This is a genomic window from Mesorhizobium sp. M1217 (assembly GCF_040318275.1).
In the GTDB taxonomy this organism is placed as follows: Bacteria; Pseudomonadota; Alphaproteobacteria; order Rhizobiales; family Rhizobiaceae; genus Mesorhizobium.
In genome coordinates this window covers 44707-62133 of record NZ_JAMYMA010000015.1, presented here as the reverse complement: position 1 = coordinate 62133, position 17427 = coordinate 44707, and the positions used below count along the sequence as shown (strand labels likewise).

At 61.6% G+C, this 17427-nt stretch carries 15 protein-coding genes; 11 read left to right on the top strand and 4 right to left on the bottom strand.

Annotated elements, in window-relative coordinates:
• Positions 1-150: 150 nt before the first annotated feature.
• The 3 genes from NKH37_RS23645 to NKH37_RS23635 form a co-directional block, all read right to left on the bottom strand.
• Positions 151-3576 carry an acyl-[ACP]--phospholipid O-acyltransferase gene (locus tag NKH37_RS23645; RefSeq protein WP_353041565.1) on the bottom strand — a complete coding sequence of 1142 codons (3426 nt, stop codon included), beginning with the start codon at positions 3574-3576 and terminating at the stop codon, positions 151-153.
• Between the two features lie 113 nt (positions 3577-3689).
• Positions 3690-3887, bottom strand: coding sequence for a hypothetical protein (locus NKH37_RS23640; protein ID WP_023722874.1), 198 nt, complete (start codon positions 3885-3887; stop codon positions 3690-3692).
• 518 nt (positions 3888-4405) lie between these two features.
• Complete coding sequence (locus tag NKH37_RS23635) at positions 4406-4696, bottom strand: hypothetical protein (RefSeq protein ID WP_352642131.1); 291 nt, start codon at positions 4694-4696, stop codon at positions 4406-4408.
• Positions 4697-4931: 235 nt separating this feature from the next.
• Here NKH37_RS23635 and NKH37_RS23630 point away from each other — a divergent pair, with 235 nt between their 5' ends.
• Entirely contained in the window at positions 4932-5108 is a 177-nt protein-coding gene (locus tag NKH37_RS23630; RefSeq protein ID WP_023722873.1) for a hypothetical protein, read from the top strand.
• 377 nt (positions 5109-5485) lie between these two features.
• On the opposite strand, the gene NKH37_RS23625 is transcribed toward NKH37_RS23630, so the two are convergent.
• Positions 5486-5722: a hypothetical protein gene (locus NKH37_RS23625; protein WP_353041563.1), complete on the bottom strand. Its 237-nt coding sequence runs from the start codon at positions 5720-5722 to the stop codon at positions 5486-5488.
• 1889 nt (positions 5723-7611) lie between these two features.
• Here NKH37_RS23625 and NKH37_RS23620 point away from each other — a divergent pair.
• The 10 genes from NKH37_RS23620 (at position 7612) to NKH37_RS23575 (ending at position 17367) form a co-directional block, all read left to right on the top strand.
• Entirely contained in the window at positions 7612-7794 is a 183-nt protein-coding gene (locus NKH37_RS23620; RefSeq protein ID WP_023679139.1) for a hypothetical protein, read from the top strand.
• A gap of 219 nt (positions 7795-8013) precedes the next feature.
• Positions 8014-8946, top strand: a complete 933-nt coding sequence (locus NKH37_RS23615) for a sugar ABC transporter substrate-binding protein (protein WP_353041561.1) — start codon at positions 8014-8016, stop codon at positions 8944-8946.
• A 67-nt stretch (positions 8947-9013) separates the two neighbouring features.
• A complete protein-coding gene (locus NKH37_RS23610; RefSeq protein WP_352642135.1) occupies positions 9014-10069 on the top strand; it encodes an ABC transporter permease in 1056 nt (351 codons plus the stop codon).
• A 3-nt stretch (positions 10070-10072) separates the two neighbouring features.
• Positions 10073-10852 carry an ATP-binding cassette domain-containing protein gene (locus NKH37_RS23605; RefSeq protein ID WP_353041560.1) on the top strand — a complete coding sequence of 260 codons (780 nt, stop codon included), beginning with the start codon at positions 10073-10075 and terminating at the stop codon, positions 10850-10852.
• Positions 10849-11808, top strand: a complete 960-nt coding sequence (locus NKH37_RS23600; protein ID WP_353041558.1) for a cyclase family protein — start codon at positions 10849-10851, stop codon at positions 11806-11808. The genes NKH37_RS23605 and NKH37_RS23600 overlap by 4 nt, the downstream gene beginning before the upstream one ends.
• A 23-nt stretch (positions 11809-11831) precedes the next feature.
• Entirely contained in the window at positions 11832-13307 is a 1476-nt protein-coding gene (locus tag NKH37_RS23595; RefSeq protein WP_353041556.1) for an amidase, read from the top strand.
• Between the two features lie 1248 nt (positions 13308-14555).
• On the top strand, positions 14556-15155 hold the full coding sequence (locus NKH37_RS23590) for an OsmC family protein (RefSeq protein WP_353041554.1): 600 nt from the start codon (positions 14556-14558) through the stop codon (positions 15153-15155).
• 88 nt (positions 15156-15243) lie between these two features.
• Entirely contained in the window at positions 15244-16485 is a 1242-nt protein-coding gene (locus tag NKH37_RS23585; protein WP_353041553.1) for an NAD(P)-binding domain-containing protein, read from the top strand.
• Between the two features lie 109 nt (positions 16486-16594).
• Positions 16595-16894 carry a YjiS-like domain-containing protein gene (locus tag NKH37_RS23580; protein WP_084643204.1) on the top strand — a complete coding sequence of 100 codons (300 nt, stop codon included), beginning with the start codon at positions 16595-16597 and terminating at the stop codon, positions 16892-16894.
• 14 nt (positions 16895-16908) lie between these two features.
• Positions 16909-17367, top strand: a complete 459-nt coding sequence (locus NKH37_RS23575) for an alpha/beta fold hydrolase (RefSeq protein ID WP_353041551.1) — start codon at positions 16909-16911, stop codon at positions 17365-17367.
• The last annotated feature ends 60 nt before the right edge of the window (positions 17368-17427 follow it).

The window sequence follows — 17427 nt, the reverse complement described above, 5'->3', positions numbered from 1 at the left end:
AACTTTCGCGGCGGTCCCGTGTTCCCAACCGAGACACACAAAAAAGTTAGCCGCAAAAACGAGTCGAAGCCTCGTTCGAAACTGCATGCATCCGCGTCTAGCCCAGTTTCACCTGATTGAGCAAACAGGCCGACTTCCCGGTCGCTATTGTCAAGCCGCCTGGGTTTTCATGTCTTCGCCGCTCACCATTTTGGTCACAGCGGAGAAATCGAGCTTGCCTGAGCCCAGGACAGGCACTTTCGCAACGACGTGCACTTCGGCCGGCACCATCAGGTCCATGGCGCCGTTGGCCTTGGCGAAGGCCAGGAATTCGGCACGCGTGGCGTTGACGGCCTCGGTGATGAGGATCAGCTTTTCGCCCTTGCGTGCATCTGGCACGGCGGCGATCGCCGAGAGCGAGCCTTTCCACAATTCGCCCGCCAGCGCCTCGACGGCGGCCAGTGAGATCATCTCGCCACCGATCTTGGCAAAGCGCTTGGCGCGGCCGCGAATGGTGATGAAGCCGACGTCGTCCACGGCGACCACGTCGCCGGTGTCATGCCAGCCGTCTTCGAGCGGTTCGAGCACGCCCGGCTTCTCGGCGCGCAGATAGCCTGCCATGACGTTGGGCCCGCGCACGAACAGCCGTCCGCCATCCTCGACGCCAGGCACCGGGTCCAGGCGATACTCCATACCCGGCATGATTTTGCCGACACTGCCGGAGCGGTTGTACATCGGCGTGTTGATGGAGATCACCGGCGCGGTTTCGGTCACGCCATAGCCTTCGAGGATGCGAAGGCCGAACTTTTCCATATAGGTCGCGCGCGTCGAAGGCTTGACCGGTTCCGCGCCGGCAAAGCAATAGCGCACTGAGCGGAAGTCGTAAGGGTGTGCGGTGCGGGCATAGCCGGCAAGAAACGTATCGGTGCCGAAGATGATCGTTGCGTTTGAGGCGTAAACCAACTCCGGCACGATCCGGTAGTGCAACGGCGAGGGATAAAAATAGACCGGCACGCCCGAGATGAGCGGCAGCACCGTGCCCGCCGTCATGCCGAAGGAATGGAAGATCGGCAGCACATTGAAGACCTTGTCGCCCGAATGGAAGTCGATCCGCGAAGCGGCCTGCGCGGCGTTGGCCAGGATGTTGCGGTGGGTGAGCACCACGCCCTTGGGCGTGCCTTCGGAACCTGAAGTGAACAGGATCACCGCTGGATCTTCAGACTTGCGGGCGACCCGGGGTGCGCTCTTGCGCAAAAGGCCGAGCAGCTTGTCCTTGAGGCCAATGGTGGCCCGCAGATCATCGAGCCAGACGATGTCGACCGATCGGCCGAGTTCCTCGATCACGGCGCCGAGTTTCGCTTGTTCGACAAAGGCGCGCGAGGTCAGCACGGTGCGCACCTCGGCGGCCTTGCAAGCGGAGAGGATGTTGGCCGCACCGGCAGTGAAGTTCATCATCGCCAGAACCTTGCCGGCGGACATCACGCCGAGCAGCGTCGCACAGGCGGCGTTGGCGTTGGGCAGCATGATGCCGAGCGTCTGCTGGCCGGCATAGAGGTGTTCGAATTTCTCGCCAAGCACCGCAGCCGCCGTCAGCAGCTTGCCGTAACTCAGCGACCCGCTAACGGGGTCCTGCACGGCCAGCTGCTTCATGCCGCGTTCGTTCGCCGTCTGGACGATCTTCTCCAGCACGGTCTTCTCGATGTCCTGGGTGCGGAAGAGGAGGTCGGACATGACCTGGTAGAGGGCAGCGCCCGCCGCTGCGCGGCGCTTCCGGCCCTTCAGATCCGGCGCTACTTGAAGTTTGACGGGCTCCAGGATGGTCACCTTGACCTTCGGGAACAGCCGGCGACGAACATGCTGCGAGGTCAGCCGCGAAAAATAGCTCTTCTCCAGGCCGTCGATGCGCACTGGCACGATCATCGAGCCGGTCTTGTCGGCCACCATGGCGGCACCGTCATAGACCTTCATCAGGCCGCCGGTCACGGTGATCCGGCCTTCGGGGAAGATGACAAGCGGATCGCCGCCTTGCACGACCTTGATAAGCGTGCGGGTCGACATCGGCTTGGCCGGATTGAGCGGCAGGGCGCGCGCAAGTTTCATGAACGGCTTCATCCACCAGGCCTGGGCGATGGTGTAGTCGATGGCAAACACCGGCTCCTCATCGGTCAGAGTCAAAGCCAGCGGGCCGTCGAGGAAACTGACATGGTTGAGCGCCAGGATGGGTGCCGGGCCGGCCGCCTTGAGGTTTTCCAGCCCCTCCACCTCCAGACGATGGAAGGCTCGGAACAGAATGGAAACGAAGTCGCGGAAGGCGTTGGTTGGCAGATATCTCAGCATTAGCCAGGCGGCGACCACGTTGAGTGCGGCGAGGCCGAACAGGATACCTCCAGTGGAGACGCCCGCTGCTTGAATCGCGGCGACAAGTATGCCGCCCACCGTCATGAAGCCTGCATTGACGATGCTCACCGCGGCGACGACGCGAGCGCGGCTGGCTTCGGGCGCCCAGGCCTGTACGGCGGCGAAGGTCGGTACGACAAGAAATGCGCTGGCAATAGCCATGCCGGCAAGGTCGATCGCAACATGGACCGTGTTTGGCCCGGCGAAGAATATTGCGAGCGTTTCGGCCCTGACCGAAGGCTGCATACTCCAGATGGTCCAGGCCAGGTCCATGCCGAATAGCGCCATCAACGCCGTGCCAACCGGGGCTGGCAAGAGCACGATGCGGCCCTGCGACATCCATGCGGCTATGGCAGAGCCTATGGCGATCGAGACGGCGAACACCGCCAGATAGGCGGTGACAGCGATTTCTCCGCCACCGAGCGAATCCTTGACCAACGTAGGCAGGATCGAAAGGACAATGGCCCCGATCAGCCAGAACCACGAGGTCATCAGTCCGGCGCGCCAGATCCGCTTGTCGGCACGCAAGCCGTTGACCTGTCGCCACGTTGAGCGAAAGATGTTTTTGTCGATGACTAGGTCGGGGGCCGCAGAACCGGTGGACGGGATGTAGCGGCTGACAAACCAGCAACCGATGGCGAGGATCATCATCATCGGCCCGAAGAGCGAGACGCCTATGCCATCGGCCGAGACGACGCCTCCGGCGATAGTGCCGCCGAGGATGGCGGCGAAGGTTGCCGATTCGATCCAGGCATTGGCGCGGGGCAATTCCTTGCGCTCGAGATGATCCGGCAGGATGCCGTACTTGATCGGTCCGAACAGTGCCGAGATGATGCCGAACATGAGCAACGCCATCATCAGCACCGGGATCGACGACAGCGCGATCCCAACGACTGCGACAGCAGCTGCCGCGATTTCGGTGAATTTCAGCCGACGGGCGATGAGCGCCTTGTCGAACCGGTCGGCGATCTCGCCACCAAGGGCAGACAGGAGCAGGAAAGGAGCCATGAAGACGGCACCCGCCAGGGTGACCAGTGATGCTGCCTTGTCCGCCGCCAGGGTAAACAGAATAAGGAACACCAGCGTGTTCTTGAGGAAATTGTCGTTGAAGGCGGACAGGAACTGCGTCCAGAAGAGAGGCGCAAAACGCCGTGAAGTCATCAGATGGCTAGTCGTAGGGTTGTTCGTGACGATTTCCATTGGGGCGGCTTCCATTGGGCAAGACCGTTGAACATCGCGGTCGTATCGGTCAGCGGTCTTGCGCGGTTTGAGCTTCTTGTAGTGCGAACCCGGTTACACTTCGTTACTGCGGCTCAAATCGATCGGCGGCTTTTGGGTTTGGGGACTTCTAGCCTCTTCATGAAGCGGCTTGCCTCTTCCGCGTCTCGCAGGGTCTTGGTGATGGTGATCGAGGTATGCACGAGCTTGGTCGCAAGCGGCGATGGCGAAATTGGCATGGTGAAATGTTTGCAGGCGCTTGAACCCTTGGGAGCATAGCTGTTGGACGTCATCGATATTGTCTTTTGGTTTCAGGGTGAGCTTGCGCCGGCGTTGGTCTGTCTCCAGGCCGGATACAATCAAGCGGTCTTGCGACGGTCCGGACGAGCGCAGCGTCAGCGCTGCTCCGCAGCAGCACGCTGCAGACGGCGGTCGCCAGCTTGAGGCGCAGTTGCCGCAACCACTCGCGGATCGTCTCCGAACGGATCGCAGGACGGCCACGCGAATCTGAGCACTGCCAAATCGGCCTAATTTTCCACTGCCGAATGGACGATGAAACGCGTAAGCGAGTTTCCCGACCGGAAGGTATGCGTTGGGTTGCCCAAACGATCCAGAGGCGCTGCTGTGTTGGCGCGACACGCTCGACCGCAGGTGGGGACGGCATAAGAATTTTGGAGAGGCCCGTGGTGACTGGGGATTGCGCCGGTTTTGGCGACGCGCGAAGACAGGGTCGATATCTGGGCGAAGGCAGCCCCTGCGACGCAACTTCATACCGGAGAATGGAGGCCGCGCTGGGAGGTTGTTGCTTCGGCTACCAACTCAAAGTGATTGTCCGGGAGAGTTCGGCGATGTCGCCATAGATCATCGAACCTGTGACGAGAAAACATTTATCACCGAGGACTTCGAAGAGTGAGCTTGACGCGGCACAAACCGGCAGGTTCTTCGAATTGGCGTACGTGCCGAGGGTCGCGGTTTCGACCTTACGGTCCTTGGCTTCGGCACAGCCGACACTGATGGCGAGGATTGCGATAGCAATGAGAGTCGTCTTGCTCGTATTTTGCCCCTGGAGCCAGGCTCTTGTCGGGTAAGTCGCGCGATCCATCAAAGTAGCAGTGGCCCACGATCGGCTTCATCCATCGATCGGAGGAAGCGGGCTCATCCATAATTAGCAATATCTTGAGTAAGGCGCCGAGCGCACCAGACTCATGGAACCGCGCGCGGAATTTCCATTCGTGACGAGGTGGCGATCAAGGCCACCTTCGCAAACGGGTCACTCAGCACCTAAACGTCTCGATTGCGAGCTATAGCTTTCCGCATTCGATCATCGAACAACCAAGGTGAAGAAGGGGCAGCAGATCGAGCTTGCCGGAGAGATCACGCTCATAGACGAGGAAGGCGGCAGGGTGACCGTCGATGTGGGACCGCTGGTGACGATCGCCATCGACAAGGTCAGGCTGGTCGAGAAGTACAGGACGCCAAAGCGCAAGAAGCCGCTGCGCGACATGGTGGATTAGCTCGCGGACCGCCGCTTATCCACGCGACATCGGTACCACTCAAACGAATGGCAATTTTCTGTCTGAATGCGTTTAGGGTCCATGCTCGAGACCTCGCATGGGTGTCGCGCGGGAGACAGGTGACTCCCCGTTTCAAGGCGTCGAGATGCTACGAGCACTGAAAAGTCAGTTCCTTAGACCTAAAGATCGGGCGATCTGCCAGCGGGTTGTCGACCAGGTAACCGCCGACGCGAAATGGTACAGCACCCCGATAGACGGTCAGATTCTGGCCTCGACCACTCTGAATCTCTTTCAATCAGGGGTCGTAAACGAAACGAATTTGCTGGCACATGTTCGCGCGCGGCGCCACGACTTCACTAAACTGACAGGCTAGTTCTTCACCCTCGCGACATGGGCGCGAAATGCGGCTCCTCGTAGTCCGCCGGCCTATTATTCAACAGATTGAGCGCCTTTCGCATATCACGATGCAACTGGTCGATTGTTTCCCAATGCGCACAGAACGGCTTGAGCGCCAACTGCGCATCGCGGAGTTCTACCGTCAAAAGCCATGCCTGCCATTCGATTTTGGCGAGATGGAATTCGGAAATCTCTTCATGGCGGCGATAGCGTGGCATCCCGCTCTCCTTGGGTGAACAGGATAGGAATATATTCCTGATGCCGTCAAGGCACATAGACTTCGTCCCGCCCTCAGCGCATGCTCGCCGCGGGCATTTTGGGGGAAGCATGAAAATCAAGTTATGTGCGTTTGTAGCCATCGACGTTTTGTCGGGCTGCGCTACTCGCCCAGCCGACATCAAGCCCATGCTGGTTTCGTCCAGCGTACGCGGGCAAGTCCTGCAGCCAGTTGGAAGCCGAACTTTACCGAACGAGTTCCGACCTGGTGCCGAATAATGGCCGTACAAGACAGAACCGCCCGCCATGACGTGGACGGCGTGTTTTGGCTTGGCTTGCCGGTTGGCAGCATGATGGACAACACAGACATGAAGGCACGTTAAGCCACGATCAGCGAGCTGAAGGGCAACATGGACGCGATCAACGCAGCCCGACGAAAGGGCGGCTGTGTTGCCGGCACTCTGTAAGCCGTTCCAACGTTAAAATTGTCGGCTTGCTTCCCGCCCTCGCGACTGCGGAGTGGTCGTTTAATTCGATTGACTCGCGTAATGCACCGGCAGTTAATCTCCCCGCCAGGGCAAAAAGAGGGGCTATGAAACTGGGAGAAAACGATGACTGTCCAAAAAGAAGACTATCGAACCAACAGAGCCGACTACGCCACAGCTGCGATGCATAGCCGAGCGACCGTTGAGGGCGATCGTGACGATTTGGTGGCGAGGAAAAAGTCCCTGTGGGTAACAGATCGGCGATCTGCAAAATTGGCCGCAAACCCGTCCGAAAGCTCGCCAGAACCCAAGGCAAAAGCGCGCGGTAAGTGAATCGTGCCAGCCACTTTCTTACCGCCGCGTACTTCGTTCGCATGGTTCAATTACATTAGGTTTATCTAATATATTAACCAGCCAGTCGAGCATTCCCTAAGGCTCGCTGGTCAGGCCCAGCGGCCGCCCCCCCTAACCCAAGCTGCTGGGCCGCCACTCAGAGCAAAGCGATGTATGAGCATACTAGCATAAGTGATCGTCTCCACCTTGCCGGCCTTGCTTAGCACCACCTGGAATCAGCTTCGAATCCCCGAAGGTGCGGGGTCCAGGGGCCATCACTAGACATTTCGAGATTTGCGGTTCGAGCCGGCTCCCCTCATCGGCATGAGCGGTGACAGAGTACATCATCTTGGCAAATCAACACAGCCGGCATCCTCGTCCCCTCGTTCGGTCGAAAGCTAGGTGGAACAATCAGGGTGCGCAACTTGTCATCACTGATATTGCCGCTTCACCCCAGCTTTGAGCGTGCGCCCTTCGGCCTATGCGTGGTTCACCGTTTTTTACTTTATTAGCGCACGTTCATAAACGGACATGTTGGTGTAGCTTGTACTTGCCCAAAGCCCCGGCGCAACGACCCAGCGCCGGGGCTTTTTTGTCCGCCTGGTAATCCGCGTGTTAAATCCGAGGTAGCTCTCAATTCGAACGCGAGCGAATTACGCCGCAAAGTCCCTTAAGCAAGACGCTGAGGGCGGCACCGTGGTGCGAAGCGCGAGTGCGGAGGGACGTTCTGGCACTCCGCCAATTATTCTGCATGTCCCAAACAGCACACGTCGAACCGCCCCTTCTCTCCCAGGACAGCCCGGACAGGAGCGTGAACTGCGCAGTCGCCCTCGAGGCGCGTACGCCGCTCTGGTGTCCTCTTGCATCGAGCAAGGCTGGACGGCTGAAAAGACTGCCACCGCACTTTTCAACCTCGCCAAGGAATACCTTGAACAGCTCAAGACGAGGCCATCGACTTAAGCCTAGCTGTGCGAGTTTCGGCATTTCGACGTCGCGGTGTCGGATTATTTGCATGCAAACCAGTTTTACGACGCTATCCTCCCATCCTCAACGGAAGATTCTGGGAGGAGTGCATGGCTGCGCATGAGCAACATGCCGTTGAAATCATTAGGGACAAAGAGTGGTCGGTTCGCGTGACGGTCAACGGCACCACCACCACGGTCCCTTTTACATCTGAGAGCTACGCGCGTTCGTTTGCAGACGGTCAGGCGTTCCGACTGGGCGTTCAGGTCGCGGAGATCAAGAAGGCGGCCTAGCTGCGCGCTTGCCCCAAGAGCCCCACAGCGATTGAACCTCGAGTGACCAAAGCCGGTTGAAATTAGCCGTTGCGCGGCATAAGAGCTTGTGCCTATAGTTAGTACGTGGCTCGCACGAACAAACAGACTGAGTGTGACGACCTGTAGATGGCGCCCAAGCTGGGCTGCTGCGCGGTCTGGAGGTGAGCCGGAACACTCGGTCAACAGGGGATACGCACAGTGAACCGCTTTCAGAAACTCTCGACCGCAGCGCTCGTCGCAACATCCTTCACGTCGGCCGCCCTCGCCGCGAATGACAAGCTGACGATCGGCATCGTCACCTTCTCGACATCCGACGTCGACACAAACCAGATGGTCGACACGATGAGCCAGGAAGCCAAGTCCAAGGGCTGGTCGGTGGAAACGCTCAATGCCAATGGCGATCCTTCGCAAGCGATCACCAGCATCAAGCAGCTGGCAACCAAGAAGGTGGACGCCATCATCGTCACTGTCTTCGATTCGACGGGCCTGGCGGCCGGGCTCCAGGCGGCGGCGGACGCAAAGATCCCCGTGCTTTCGGCCGGCGGCGGCATGGCAGACGGGATCGCGCTGTCTGCAAGTACCGGTGCTGCGCAACCGCTGATCGACTTGATGCTGAAGGACATCGGCAAGTCCGGAACTGTACTCGACCTCACCTACCATCCCGGCATTCCGTGCCGCGAACGAGCCGACGCCTTCGACGCGGCGGTCAAGGCAAATCCGGGGCTCAAGGCGACCTCGCACGAGATCAGTATCCCGGGTGCTGCCGAATCCTCGCAGGCCGCGACCAGCGCCTGGCTTGCAGCCAATGCCAACGCCAAGGGGCCGTTCGCCATCTTCAACTGCTATGACGACAACGCTATGGGCGCGATCGCGGCGCTGAAGCAGAACGGCCGCAGCGACGTGAAGGTCTATTCGTTCAACGCCACGGCGCCCGCTGTCCAGGCTGTCAAGGACGGGACGATGACCGCCACGCTCGGTGTCGATCTGACTTCGACAGGCAAAATGCTAGTCGATCAGATTCCCGACATCCTGGCAGCCGGCGACCAGTGGAGGCCCAAATCCTTCGTGCCAGGCTATACGCTCGTCACCAAAGACAACGTCGACAAGTTCATCAAGGACAATCCGCAGTAAGCTCTCCTGAGTGGGGGTCTGGGCCGGACTTGACTGGCCGGGCCGGAGTGCTGTCATGAGAGCCGCCATGTCCGCTGATCATTCCCTGCCTGAAACCCACGCTCCGGCAGAGGCGCCCCGCGTCCTGCCGTCAACGCAGACCGGCTATGCCTCGCCCAATGCCCGACAGCGGCGCGCGTTGCTCATGCGCCTGCTTGGGACTTACGGCACCATCATCGTGCTGGCGTCGATGCTGGGGATATTCTCGGTGCTGGAGCCGGGGACCTTCGCAACCATCGGCAATTTTCGCAATATCGTAAACGACATGGCGATCGGCACCATTGTCGCGGCCGGCCTCACCGTGCCACTCGTCGCCGGTGATTTCGACCTCAGTATCGGCTATGTCGCGAGTTTCTGCGGGCTGCTCGTGGTCGGGCTGTTGAGCAGCAGTGGCTTGCCGATCCTACCCGCCATCTTCCTTGTCGTCGGCCTCGGAACGGTCGTCGGCATTGTCAACGGCATTGTCGTTTCGAAGATCGGGGTGAACGCCTTCATTGCCACGCTTGGCACGGGCACCATCGTCGTCGGGCTGAACTACGCCTATTCGGGCGGAATTCCGCTGCAGCTCACCCAATCGCGCGAATTCACCAATATCGCGATCGGCCGGATTGCCGGAGTGCCGCACCTCGTCATCATCATGGCCGTCGTGCTTGTGCTGCTGTGGGTGATCCTCAACCGAACGGTGCAGGGCCAACACATCAAGGCCATCGGCGTCAGCCCGGAATCAGCGCGCCGCGCCGGCGTCGCCGTCGATCGCAGCCGCATCGTTGCCTTCGCCATTGCCAGCACCTGTGCTGCCATCGGTGGCGTGCTGATGGCCTCCAATCTCGGCTCCGGCCAGGTGACGGCGGGTGACAGCTTCATGCTGACGTCGTTCTCGGCCGCCTTCCTCGGCTCGGCGGCGCTGCGAGAGGGTCAGTTCCATATCCTCGGAACCTTGATCGGCGTGCTGACGGTCGCCGTCGGCAACAATGGGCTGGCCATGATCGGCGCGCCGATCTTCACTCAGTTCCTGTTCACCGGCTGCCTTCTCGTCGTCGCCGTAGCGCTCGGCGGTATTGGCCGCCGCTATGCGAGGGGATAGGCCATGGCGCAGAAGATGCTGCTCAGCCTGCGCCGGATCTGCCGCAGCTTCGGCGGCATCCAGGCACTCGATGACGTTTCGCTGGACATCGCCAAGCGCGACATACTCGGCCTCGTTGGCGACAATGGTGCCGGCAAGTCCACGCTGATCAAAATCCTGGCCGGCGCGCATGATCCGGATTCCGGCGACGTGATCCTCGAAGGGCGGCCGCAAAAGTTGTCGCCGCCGTCCGAAGCGCAACGCCTCGGCATTGAGACGGTCTATCAGGACCTGTCGCTGATCGGCACGTTCACTGCCGCCGAAAACTTCTTTCTCGGCCGCGAGATCGCGCTTGGCCGCGGCCCGGCGCTGCTGCGCTGGATCCGCCGCAAATCGATGGGCGACATCGCGATGCGCGGCCTCGAGGAACTGCACATCGATATCCCCGGGGTGCGCAGCAAACCGGTGGATCGCATGTCCGGCGGCCAGCGCCAATTGGTGGCGATCGCGCGCGGTGCCTTTTGGGGCCACAAGCTGCTGCTGCTCGACGAGCCCACCGCGGCGCTCGGCGTACGCGAATCCCGTGAGGTGCTCGACCTCATCAAACGACTCGGCGCCCAGGGGCTGACGATCGTCATGGTCACCCACAATCTCGATCATCTCTGGCAGGTGTGCAACCGCGTGGTGGTGATGCGCAGGGGCCGCAAGGTCGCCGATCTCGCAAGTTCCGGCACCAACATGGAGGACGTCGTCGCTTATATCACCGGCGCCAGGCAGCCGGCGACCGCGCAGGCGGAAGCATGAGCGCGACTGAAACGATGACGCTGCGCCGGCTGCTGGGCAATGCGCCGAGCCGCTGGGGGCATTGGGGTGCCGACGACGAGATCGGAGCGCTCAACTATCTGACCGCCGACGAGGTCAAGCGCGGCCTGGCGTCGGTGCGGGACGGCCGCACCTTCACCCTTGGCGTGCCGGTCGGGACCTCTGAGGGCGATGCCGTCTTTCCCGGCCGCTGGCCGGCGAAGCATTTCATGGTCGCCGACAAGGCCGGCTTCGCGAACGGTCACTGGCAACCGCTTGCCGGCGGCCTCGAATTCGCAGACGACTATATCACCGGCTTCGCACAGGCCGGCACGCATTGCGACGCGCTCGGCCACATGTGGTTCGACGACACGCTTTGGAACGGCTTCGCGGCAAGCAGTACCAATGGCGGCATGACCAAGGCCAGCATCATGCCGATCGCGGAGCGCGGGATCGTCGGACGCGGCGTGCTGCTCGACATCGCCCGGTTCCGCGGCAAACCGGCGCTTGAGCGCGCTGAAACATTCACGCATCGCGACCTCATGGAATGCGCCCGGGCCCAGACGGTCGATATCCTGCCGCGCAGCATCCTTCTCGTTCGCACCGGCTGGGTCGGCGCACTGGCGGCGGGAAGCCAGTGCGTCGGCGATGGATATTGGGAACCCGGACTGACCTTCAGCCTCGACCTCGTGCGCTGGTTCGACGAGATGCAGATCCCCTGTCTAGTTACCGACACACTGGCCAACGAGACAACCTACGAGCCCGAGACCGGGTTGATGCTGGTTCTGCACGCCGCGCTGATGCGCAATCTGGGCGTGGCGTTCACCGAAATGGCATCGCTCGACCTGCTGGCCGCCGACTGTGCCTCGGACCGCCGCTACGAAGGCTTCTACTGCGCCAGTCCGGTCAAAGTGAGCAAGGGCACCGGCGGCGGGGCAAATCCAGTGTTCATCAAATAGCACCCAACAAGGTGGAACGGCTTATGACTTCTGCAGACGACCAGATCTGTTTCCTGCCAGCCACGGAACTGGCCCAGCGCATCCGGCGCCGCGACCTGTCGCCGGTTGAAGTGACCGAGGCCTATCTGCGCCGCATCGAGGCGCGCAACCCGGTGGTCAACGCCTATACGCTGGTTCTCGGCGACCAGGCGATGGAAGCTGCGCGGGCCGCCGAAAAGGCCGTGATGGCAGGCGCTCCGCTTGGACCGCTGCATGGCGTCCCCGTCGGCATCAAGGACCTCGACGATATGGCCGGCGTGCCGACCTCAATGGGGTCGTGGGCGGTGCACGACCGGGTGCCCAAAACAAGTGCCGTGGCGGTCGAGCGCCTGCTCGACGCAGGCGCCATCGTGCTAGGCAAGACCAACACGCCGGAGTTCGGCCATAAGGGCATCACCGACAATCTGCGCTTCGGGCCGACCAGCACGCCCTTCGCGATCGGCTACAATTCCGGCGGCTCGTCCGGCGGCAGTGCGGCAGCGGTCGCCGACGGCATGGCGGCCCTGGCGCAAGGCACGGACGGCGGTGGTTCGGTCCGCATCCCCGCCTCGTTCAGCGGCACCGTCGGCTTCAAGCCCTCTTTCGGCCGCATTCCTTCGGTGACTCGCCCCGACGCCTTCCTGTGGGGACATCCTCTGGTCCATATCGGACCGCTGACCCGCACCGTTGCGGACGCCGCGCTGATGACCAAGATCATGGCCGGGCCACACAACCGCGACCCGTTCTGCCTGGCGGATGACGGCGTCGACTATGTCGGCGCCGTTGCCGGGTGGACGCCGAAACTGCGCGTCGCCTACAGCCCGCGACTAGGCAATTTCCCGGTGGACGCTGAGGTCGCCACCGTCGTTGCCCGTGCCGTCGATGTCATGCGAGGACGTGGCATCGAGGTTGACGAGGTCGAGCTCGATTTCAGGGCCGATCACAAGGAACTGGCGGCGCTTTGGGTGCGCACGATCTCGATCCACTATGCTGCCATCGCCGTGTACTTGAAACAGGAGGGCATCGACCTGATGGGCAAGCACGCCAAGGTGCTCACCCCGCAGTTCCTCGCCATGCTGGAGGGCGCCTACAAGGTGTCCGCCATCGACCATGCGCTCGACGATCTTTTGCGCACCGGCGTCCATGAGGGCCTCGAGGATGTATTCGAAACCCATGACCTGATCGTCTCGCCGACGCTGGCCGTTCCGCCCGTCAAGAATGCCACGGACGGCAACACGATCGGGCCGACATCGATCAATGGCGAGGCGGTCGATCCGCTGATCGGCTGGTGCATGACTTATCCGATCAACTATACCGGCCACCCGGCGATTTCGGTTCCGGCCGGCCTTACGGCGCGGGGCCTGCCGGTCGGCCTGCAGATCATCGGGCGGCGGCACGCCGACGAAACCGTTCTGGCGATGGCGGCTCAGTTCGAACGCATGCAGCCCTGGTTCCCAAGCTATCCGGGGCTCGCTGGATAGTTGGGTGTCGAAATACCCAAGGTCGTGAACCCATAAATCTGAGAGAAGGATGGGTTCACGCTGGTGGCATAAAAATAGGCCTCAGGGGGGAACCGATCTCCCTCGCACATCAGCTTTCCGCCGCTCTCTTCGGCCCTCCGCTGGGATTTCGAGTTCCACGGCCGCTGATACGCTGATATCGGCCCGCAAGTGCGGGCGGATACATACTTGCCTGAACTAAGTAATCGCCAGAGGCAGACCCCCCTTACCGGACTGGTCGGCGTGCTAAGCAAAGCCCGCCATATGTTACGTTGAGTCAGCAGCCCACATCAGCTCCTCTGATAAGAGTATTCACCTCGTCGACTGAGCTCGCATCGGCGGGCGTACGTCGGAAACCCACCGCGAACCCGAGAAGCGAACAGGCGGATAACGGGATGAGAACTGGCCCGACTAGCGAATAGCTGGCGAAGCAGCTTGGTAGGCCGTTGCCAATCTGACTGCGAGGTCATCCAGCGCGACCACATCGACTTCTGTGGGAGGCGTGTCGGTCGACGACCTCGGCGTTGGAGCCACCACCTCCAACTCGGGTGACCGAGTTGAAACCGGACAGAGCGGCAATCTCAGGTTGGGCGCCGAGCATCTCCGGGAATTTTGGGCAAGACCGGGCACGACGCAAGTTGATCGTAATGCGGTCATTCCCGAGTGCGGGCTGGCTCCTCGAAGCATGCGTCGAGCGAAAATCCCGACATTCGCCGGACGTGTTCGGGCGCGGTCTTCTTTGCCTGGCTGGACGTCGACCGAAAACATTATTCCGACAAGTGTTGTCGAGGGGGCCGATCGGCACTCCCGCCGCAACAAGCCTCATGTGGTTTTTTCGCGGCCGTGCCGATTCAGGGTGCTCGCGTATGTGTGAGTCTTCGCGATATGGGCAAGCACCTCGGCTTTGCTTGGCCCGCGAACTATCACTGCCCAGTCGGTCGAGGACGGGCGGGTATCCATTCCAAACGAACGAGACATGGTCTGATCTCCTGTGGTTTCGGTGTGACGCCTTCTCGGCGCTTACGGGAGGATCGCAGCGTGGCGGCGAAGCAAGCGTTTGAAGGCCCGTCGTTTTGCTGACTGCAGACCAGCGCGGCTCACCGTTGGCTGACGCAAAAAACCTCTCGTTTTCCCACTATTGTTCCCACTGCACGTCAAACGCTGCCGGCCGATGGTTAGCCGTCCGGGGCGATCCCGGTCGCGCAACATCCGAACCCAGGAGTGAATGACATGCAGGACGATACAATGGTCATGGAAAAGGCTACCGTTAAGAAGGCGCCGCGGGAGCCGAGGAACGGCGTCAATACGCCCACCCTTCTGGCCACCATCAATGCCGTCGCGGGCCAGCCGGAGCTTGCCAAGTTCCAGTTCCGGGCCAAGAGCCGCTGGATCACCGGCACGCACAGCCGCAGCACGATGGCCAACTTCTTCGGCGCTGGCGCCGAGCAGCCGCATGTGACGGCATACCAGGCCGACAGCGATCATCCGGCGGTCCTGTGCGGCGAAGACAACGGCCCGACGCCGGTCGAATACCTCCTCCACGCGCTTGCTTCCTGCCTCACCGCCGGCATCGCGAACATCGCGGCCTCGCGCGGCGTAACGCTGCATGAGGTGGAATCGACCGTCGAAGGCGACATCGACCTTCGCGGCATCCTCGGCATCTCTAACGAAGTCCGCAACGGCTACCAGGGCATCCGTATCTCCTTCAAGATCAAGGGCGATGCTTCGGCTGAGAAGCTCGAGGAAATCGTCATGCAGTCGCGCGCCCGCTCCGCGGTGTTCGACGTGCTGACCAACGGCGTGCCGGTCTCGGTTGCCGTGAATGGCTGACTTCGGTCCGCAAGAGCAATATCGCCGGCCTCGTCCTGGAAAGGATGGCGCCGGCGATCTGTTGCCCCTGCTTACGAGGCGCGAATCCATGCAGCGTACAGACGTAGCCATTATCGGCGCCGGACAGGCGGGTCTCGCCATGAGCCGGTGCCTGTCCGAGCGCGGAATCTACCACGTCATTCTGGAGCGCGGCCGGATCGCGGAGCGCTGGCGCAGCGAACGGTGGGATTCGCTGCGCCTGCTGACGCCCAACTGGATGACGCGCCTGCCCGGCGGCGGCTATCGCGGGGCCGATCCCGATGGCTTCATGACAATGGCCGAGACCGTCGGGTTCCTGAAGGATTACGCGTGCTCGATCACCGCGCCGGTAGAGGACGGTGTGGAGGTGCTTTCGGTCGAAAAGATCGAGGGAGGCTTCCGGCTGCTGACCGATCGTGGCCAATGGAGCGTGCGTGCGGTCGTGGTCGCGACCGGAAACAGCGACCGGCCCCGAATTCCATCAATCGCAAAGCACATCTCCTCCCGTATCAGGCAGATCGTGCCGCGAGACTATCGCAATCCTCGGCAGCTGGTTCAGGGCGGCGTTCTCGTGGCCGGAGCCTCGGCGACGGGAATACAACTTGCGGAGGAGATCCATCGCTCCGGGCGCCCGGTGACCCTGTCGGTCGGCAGCCATACACGCCTGCCTAGGCTATATCGCGGGCATGACATCCTGTGGTGGCTCGACCGGCTGGGAGCGCTTGTCAAGCCTGTCGCTGAAGTTCCGGATCTCGCCGCGGCACGGCGGCAGCCCTCGCTGCAGCTCATAGGGACACCCGAGCGCAGGTCGCTCGATCTCGCCGGCCTTCAGGAGCAAGGCGTTCGTCTTGTCGGTCGAGCCATTGCCGCCTGCGATACACGCATTCGGTTCAATGGCGATCTCGCCGACACGACCGCGGCGGCGGAACGCACACTGAGGCGCGTACTGGCCAACATAGACCGCGCGGCCGTCGCCGAGGGTCGTGACTCGATCGATCCCGGTTCCATTCCGAGCCTGATCCTGAGCGCCGAACCGACCGAAATCGACCTCATCGACGAGGGTATCGAGACCATCATATGGGCCACCGGCTATCGCCGCGAATACCCATGGCTGAAGTTGGATGTGTTCGACACCCGGGGCGAAATCCTGAACGATGGCGGCATCTGCTCGTATCCGGGACTTTACGTGCTCGGCCTCAATTTCATGCGCCATCGAAGCTCCAGCTTCCTCGATGGCGTCGGCCGCGATGCCGAGGCTTTGGCGGCTCACATGGCAATGTTTCTCGACGCCTCCCGCCGAGCCGCGGCCTGACCGTCGAATACAACGTTGGCGCGGCAAAGATCGACGTTGACTTCAACGCTGACGCTCACGCCCGACCACGACAAGGGCTCCACTGGCGCCGTAGTCAGCGCCCGCAACCATGGAGAAAATCAAAATGAGTGCAATGGTGAACCCATCCCTCTCGCTCACCACAACGCGAGGTTTGCGCTGGGCCGGCGGAACAATGCTGGCCGCAGTCTGGCGTTTCATTCGCATCCAGCGGGACCGTCGACAGCTCCATGAGCTGCCGGACTACCTCCTGCGCGACGTCGGCATCACCCGCTTCGAAATCAACTCGATCACTTGGTTTGCTGGGCGTGATACCAGCACGCGTTCAGGCGTTTTTGAGCGCGAAGGGGGAGGTCATCCGATGACGTATCGACGTTCTGCGTCTCGCTAAGGTGTGCCACGCGCTTGTCATCGTCCTGTACTGCTCCCGGCGGCAGCGGACGGCAATGGCGCAACCTGGCGGAGCGGCTCGATGACGGATACCGGTTCATCCCACCCGATCTGATCGGGGCGCCGGGCGGCGGCACCTGGACTATCGCCGGCGCTTTCCATCTGGCCGACGAAGCCGCCGGGGTCCTGGAGATGATCGACCACCATGACGGAGTGCATCTTGTTGGCCATTCCTATGGCGGTGGATTGGCCCTGCATACAGCGTCGATGCGTCAAGACCGGCTGGCCGGCCTCTCCCTTTATGAACCGTTGCCTTTCGCCGGCAGCGTAAGCTGGACTCTGAGGGCCACGAGGTGCTCGGCGAATGCCGGCGGTCGCAGCGCGATACACGACGGCTTGATCGGCGGTAGCCATCTCTCCGGACAGCTCGTTTCATCGACCACTGGAGCGGAGCCGGCACCTTCGACGCGATGAGCCAAACTTCAGACTGCACTCGTACAGTTTCTGCGGAGCAGGCTCGACTTCCACACGTCC

Bases quoted from the DNA above. Each gene is read 5' to 3' on its own strand.
- NKH37_RS23600 (WP_353041558.1), top strand. From the start codon at position 10,849: ATGAGCGCGACTGAAACGATGACGCTGCGCCGGCTGCTGGGCAATGCG.
- NKH37_RS23645 (WP_353041565.1), bottom strand. From the start codon at position 3,576: ATGGAAATCGTCACGAACAACCCTACGACTAGCCATCTGATGACTTCA.
- NKH37_RS23585 (WP_353041553.1), top strand. From the start codon at position 15,244: ATGCAGCGTACAGACGTAGCCATTATCGGCGCCGGACAGGCGGGTCTC.
- NKH37_RS23635 (WP_352642131.1), bottom strand. From the start codon at position 4,696: ATGGATCGCGCGACTTACCCGACAAGAGCCTGGCTCCAGGGGCAAAAT.
- NKH37_RS23625 (WP_353041563.1), bottom strand. From the start codon at position 5,722: ATGCCACGCTATCGCCGCCATGAAGAGATTTCCGAATTCCATCTCGCC.
- NKH37_RS23610 (WP_352642135.1), top strand. From the start codon at position 9,014: ATGTCCGCTGATCATTCCCTGCCTGAAACCCACGCTCCGGCAGAGGCG.
- NKH37_RS23595 (WP_353041556.1), top strand. From the start codon at position 11,832: ATGACTTCTGCAGACGACCAGATCTGTTTCCTGCCAGCCACGGAACTG.
- NKH37_RS23580 (WP_084643204.1), top strand. From the start codon at position 16,595: ATGGAGAAAATCAAAATGAGTGCAATGGTGAACCCATCCCTCTCGCTC.
- NKH37_RS23605 (WP_353041560.1), top strand. From the start codon at position 10,073: ATGGCGCAGAAGATGCTGCTCAGCCTGCGCCGGATCTGCCGCAGCTTC.
- NKH37_RS23620 (WP_023679139.1), top strand. From the start codon at position 7,612: ATGGCTGCGCATGAGCAACATGCCGTTGAAATCATTAGGGACAAAGAG.
- NKH37_RS23590 (WP_353041554.1), top strand. From the start codon at position 14,556: ATGCAGGACGATACAATGGTCATGGAAAAGGCTACCGTTAAGAAGGCG.
- NKH37_RS23640 (WP_023722874.1), bottom strand. From the start codon at position 3,887: ATGACGTCCAACAGCTATGCTCCCAAGGGTTCAAGCGCCTGCAAACAT.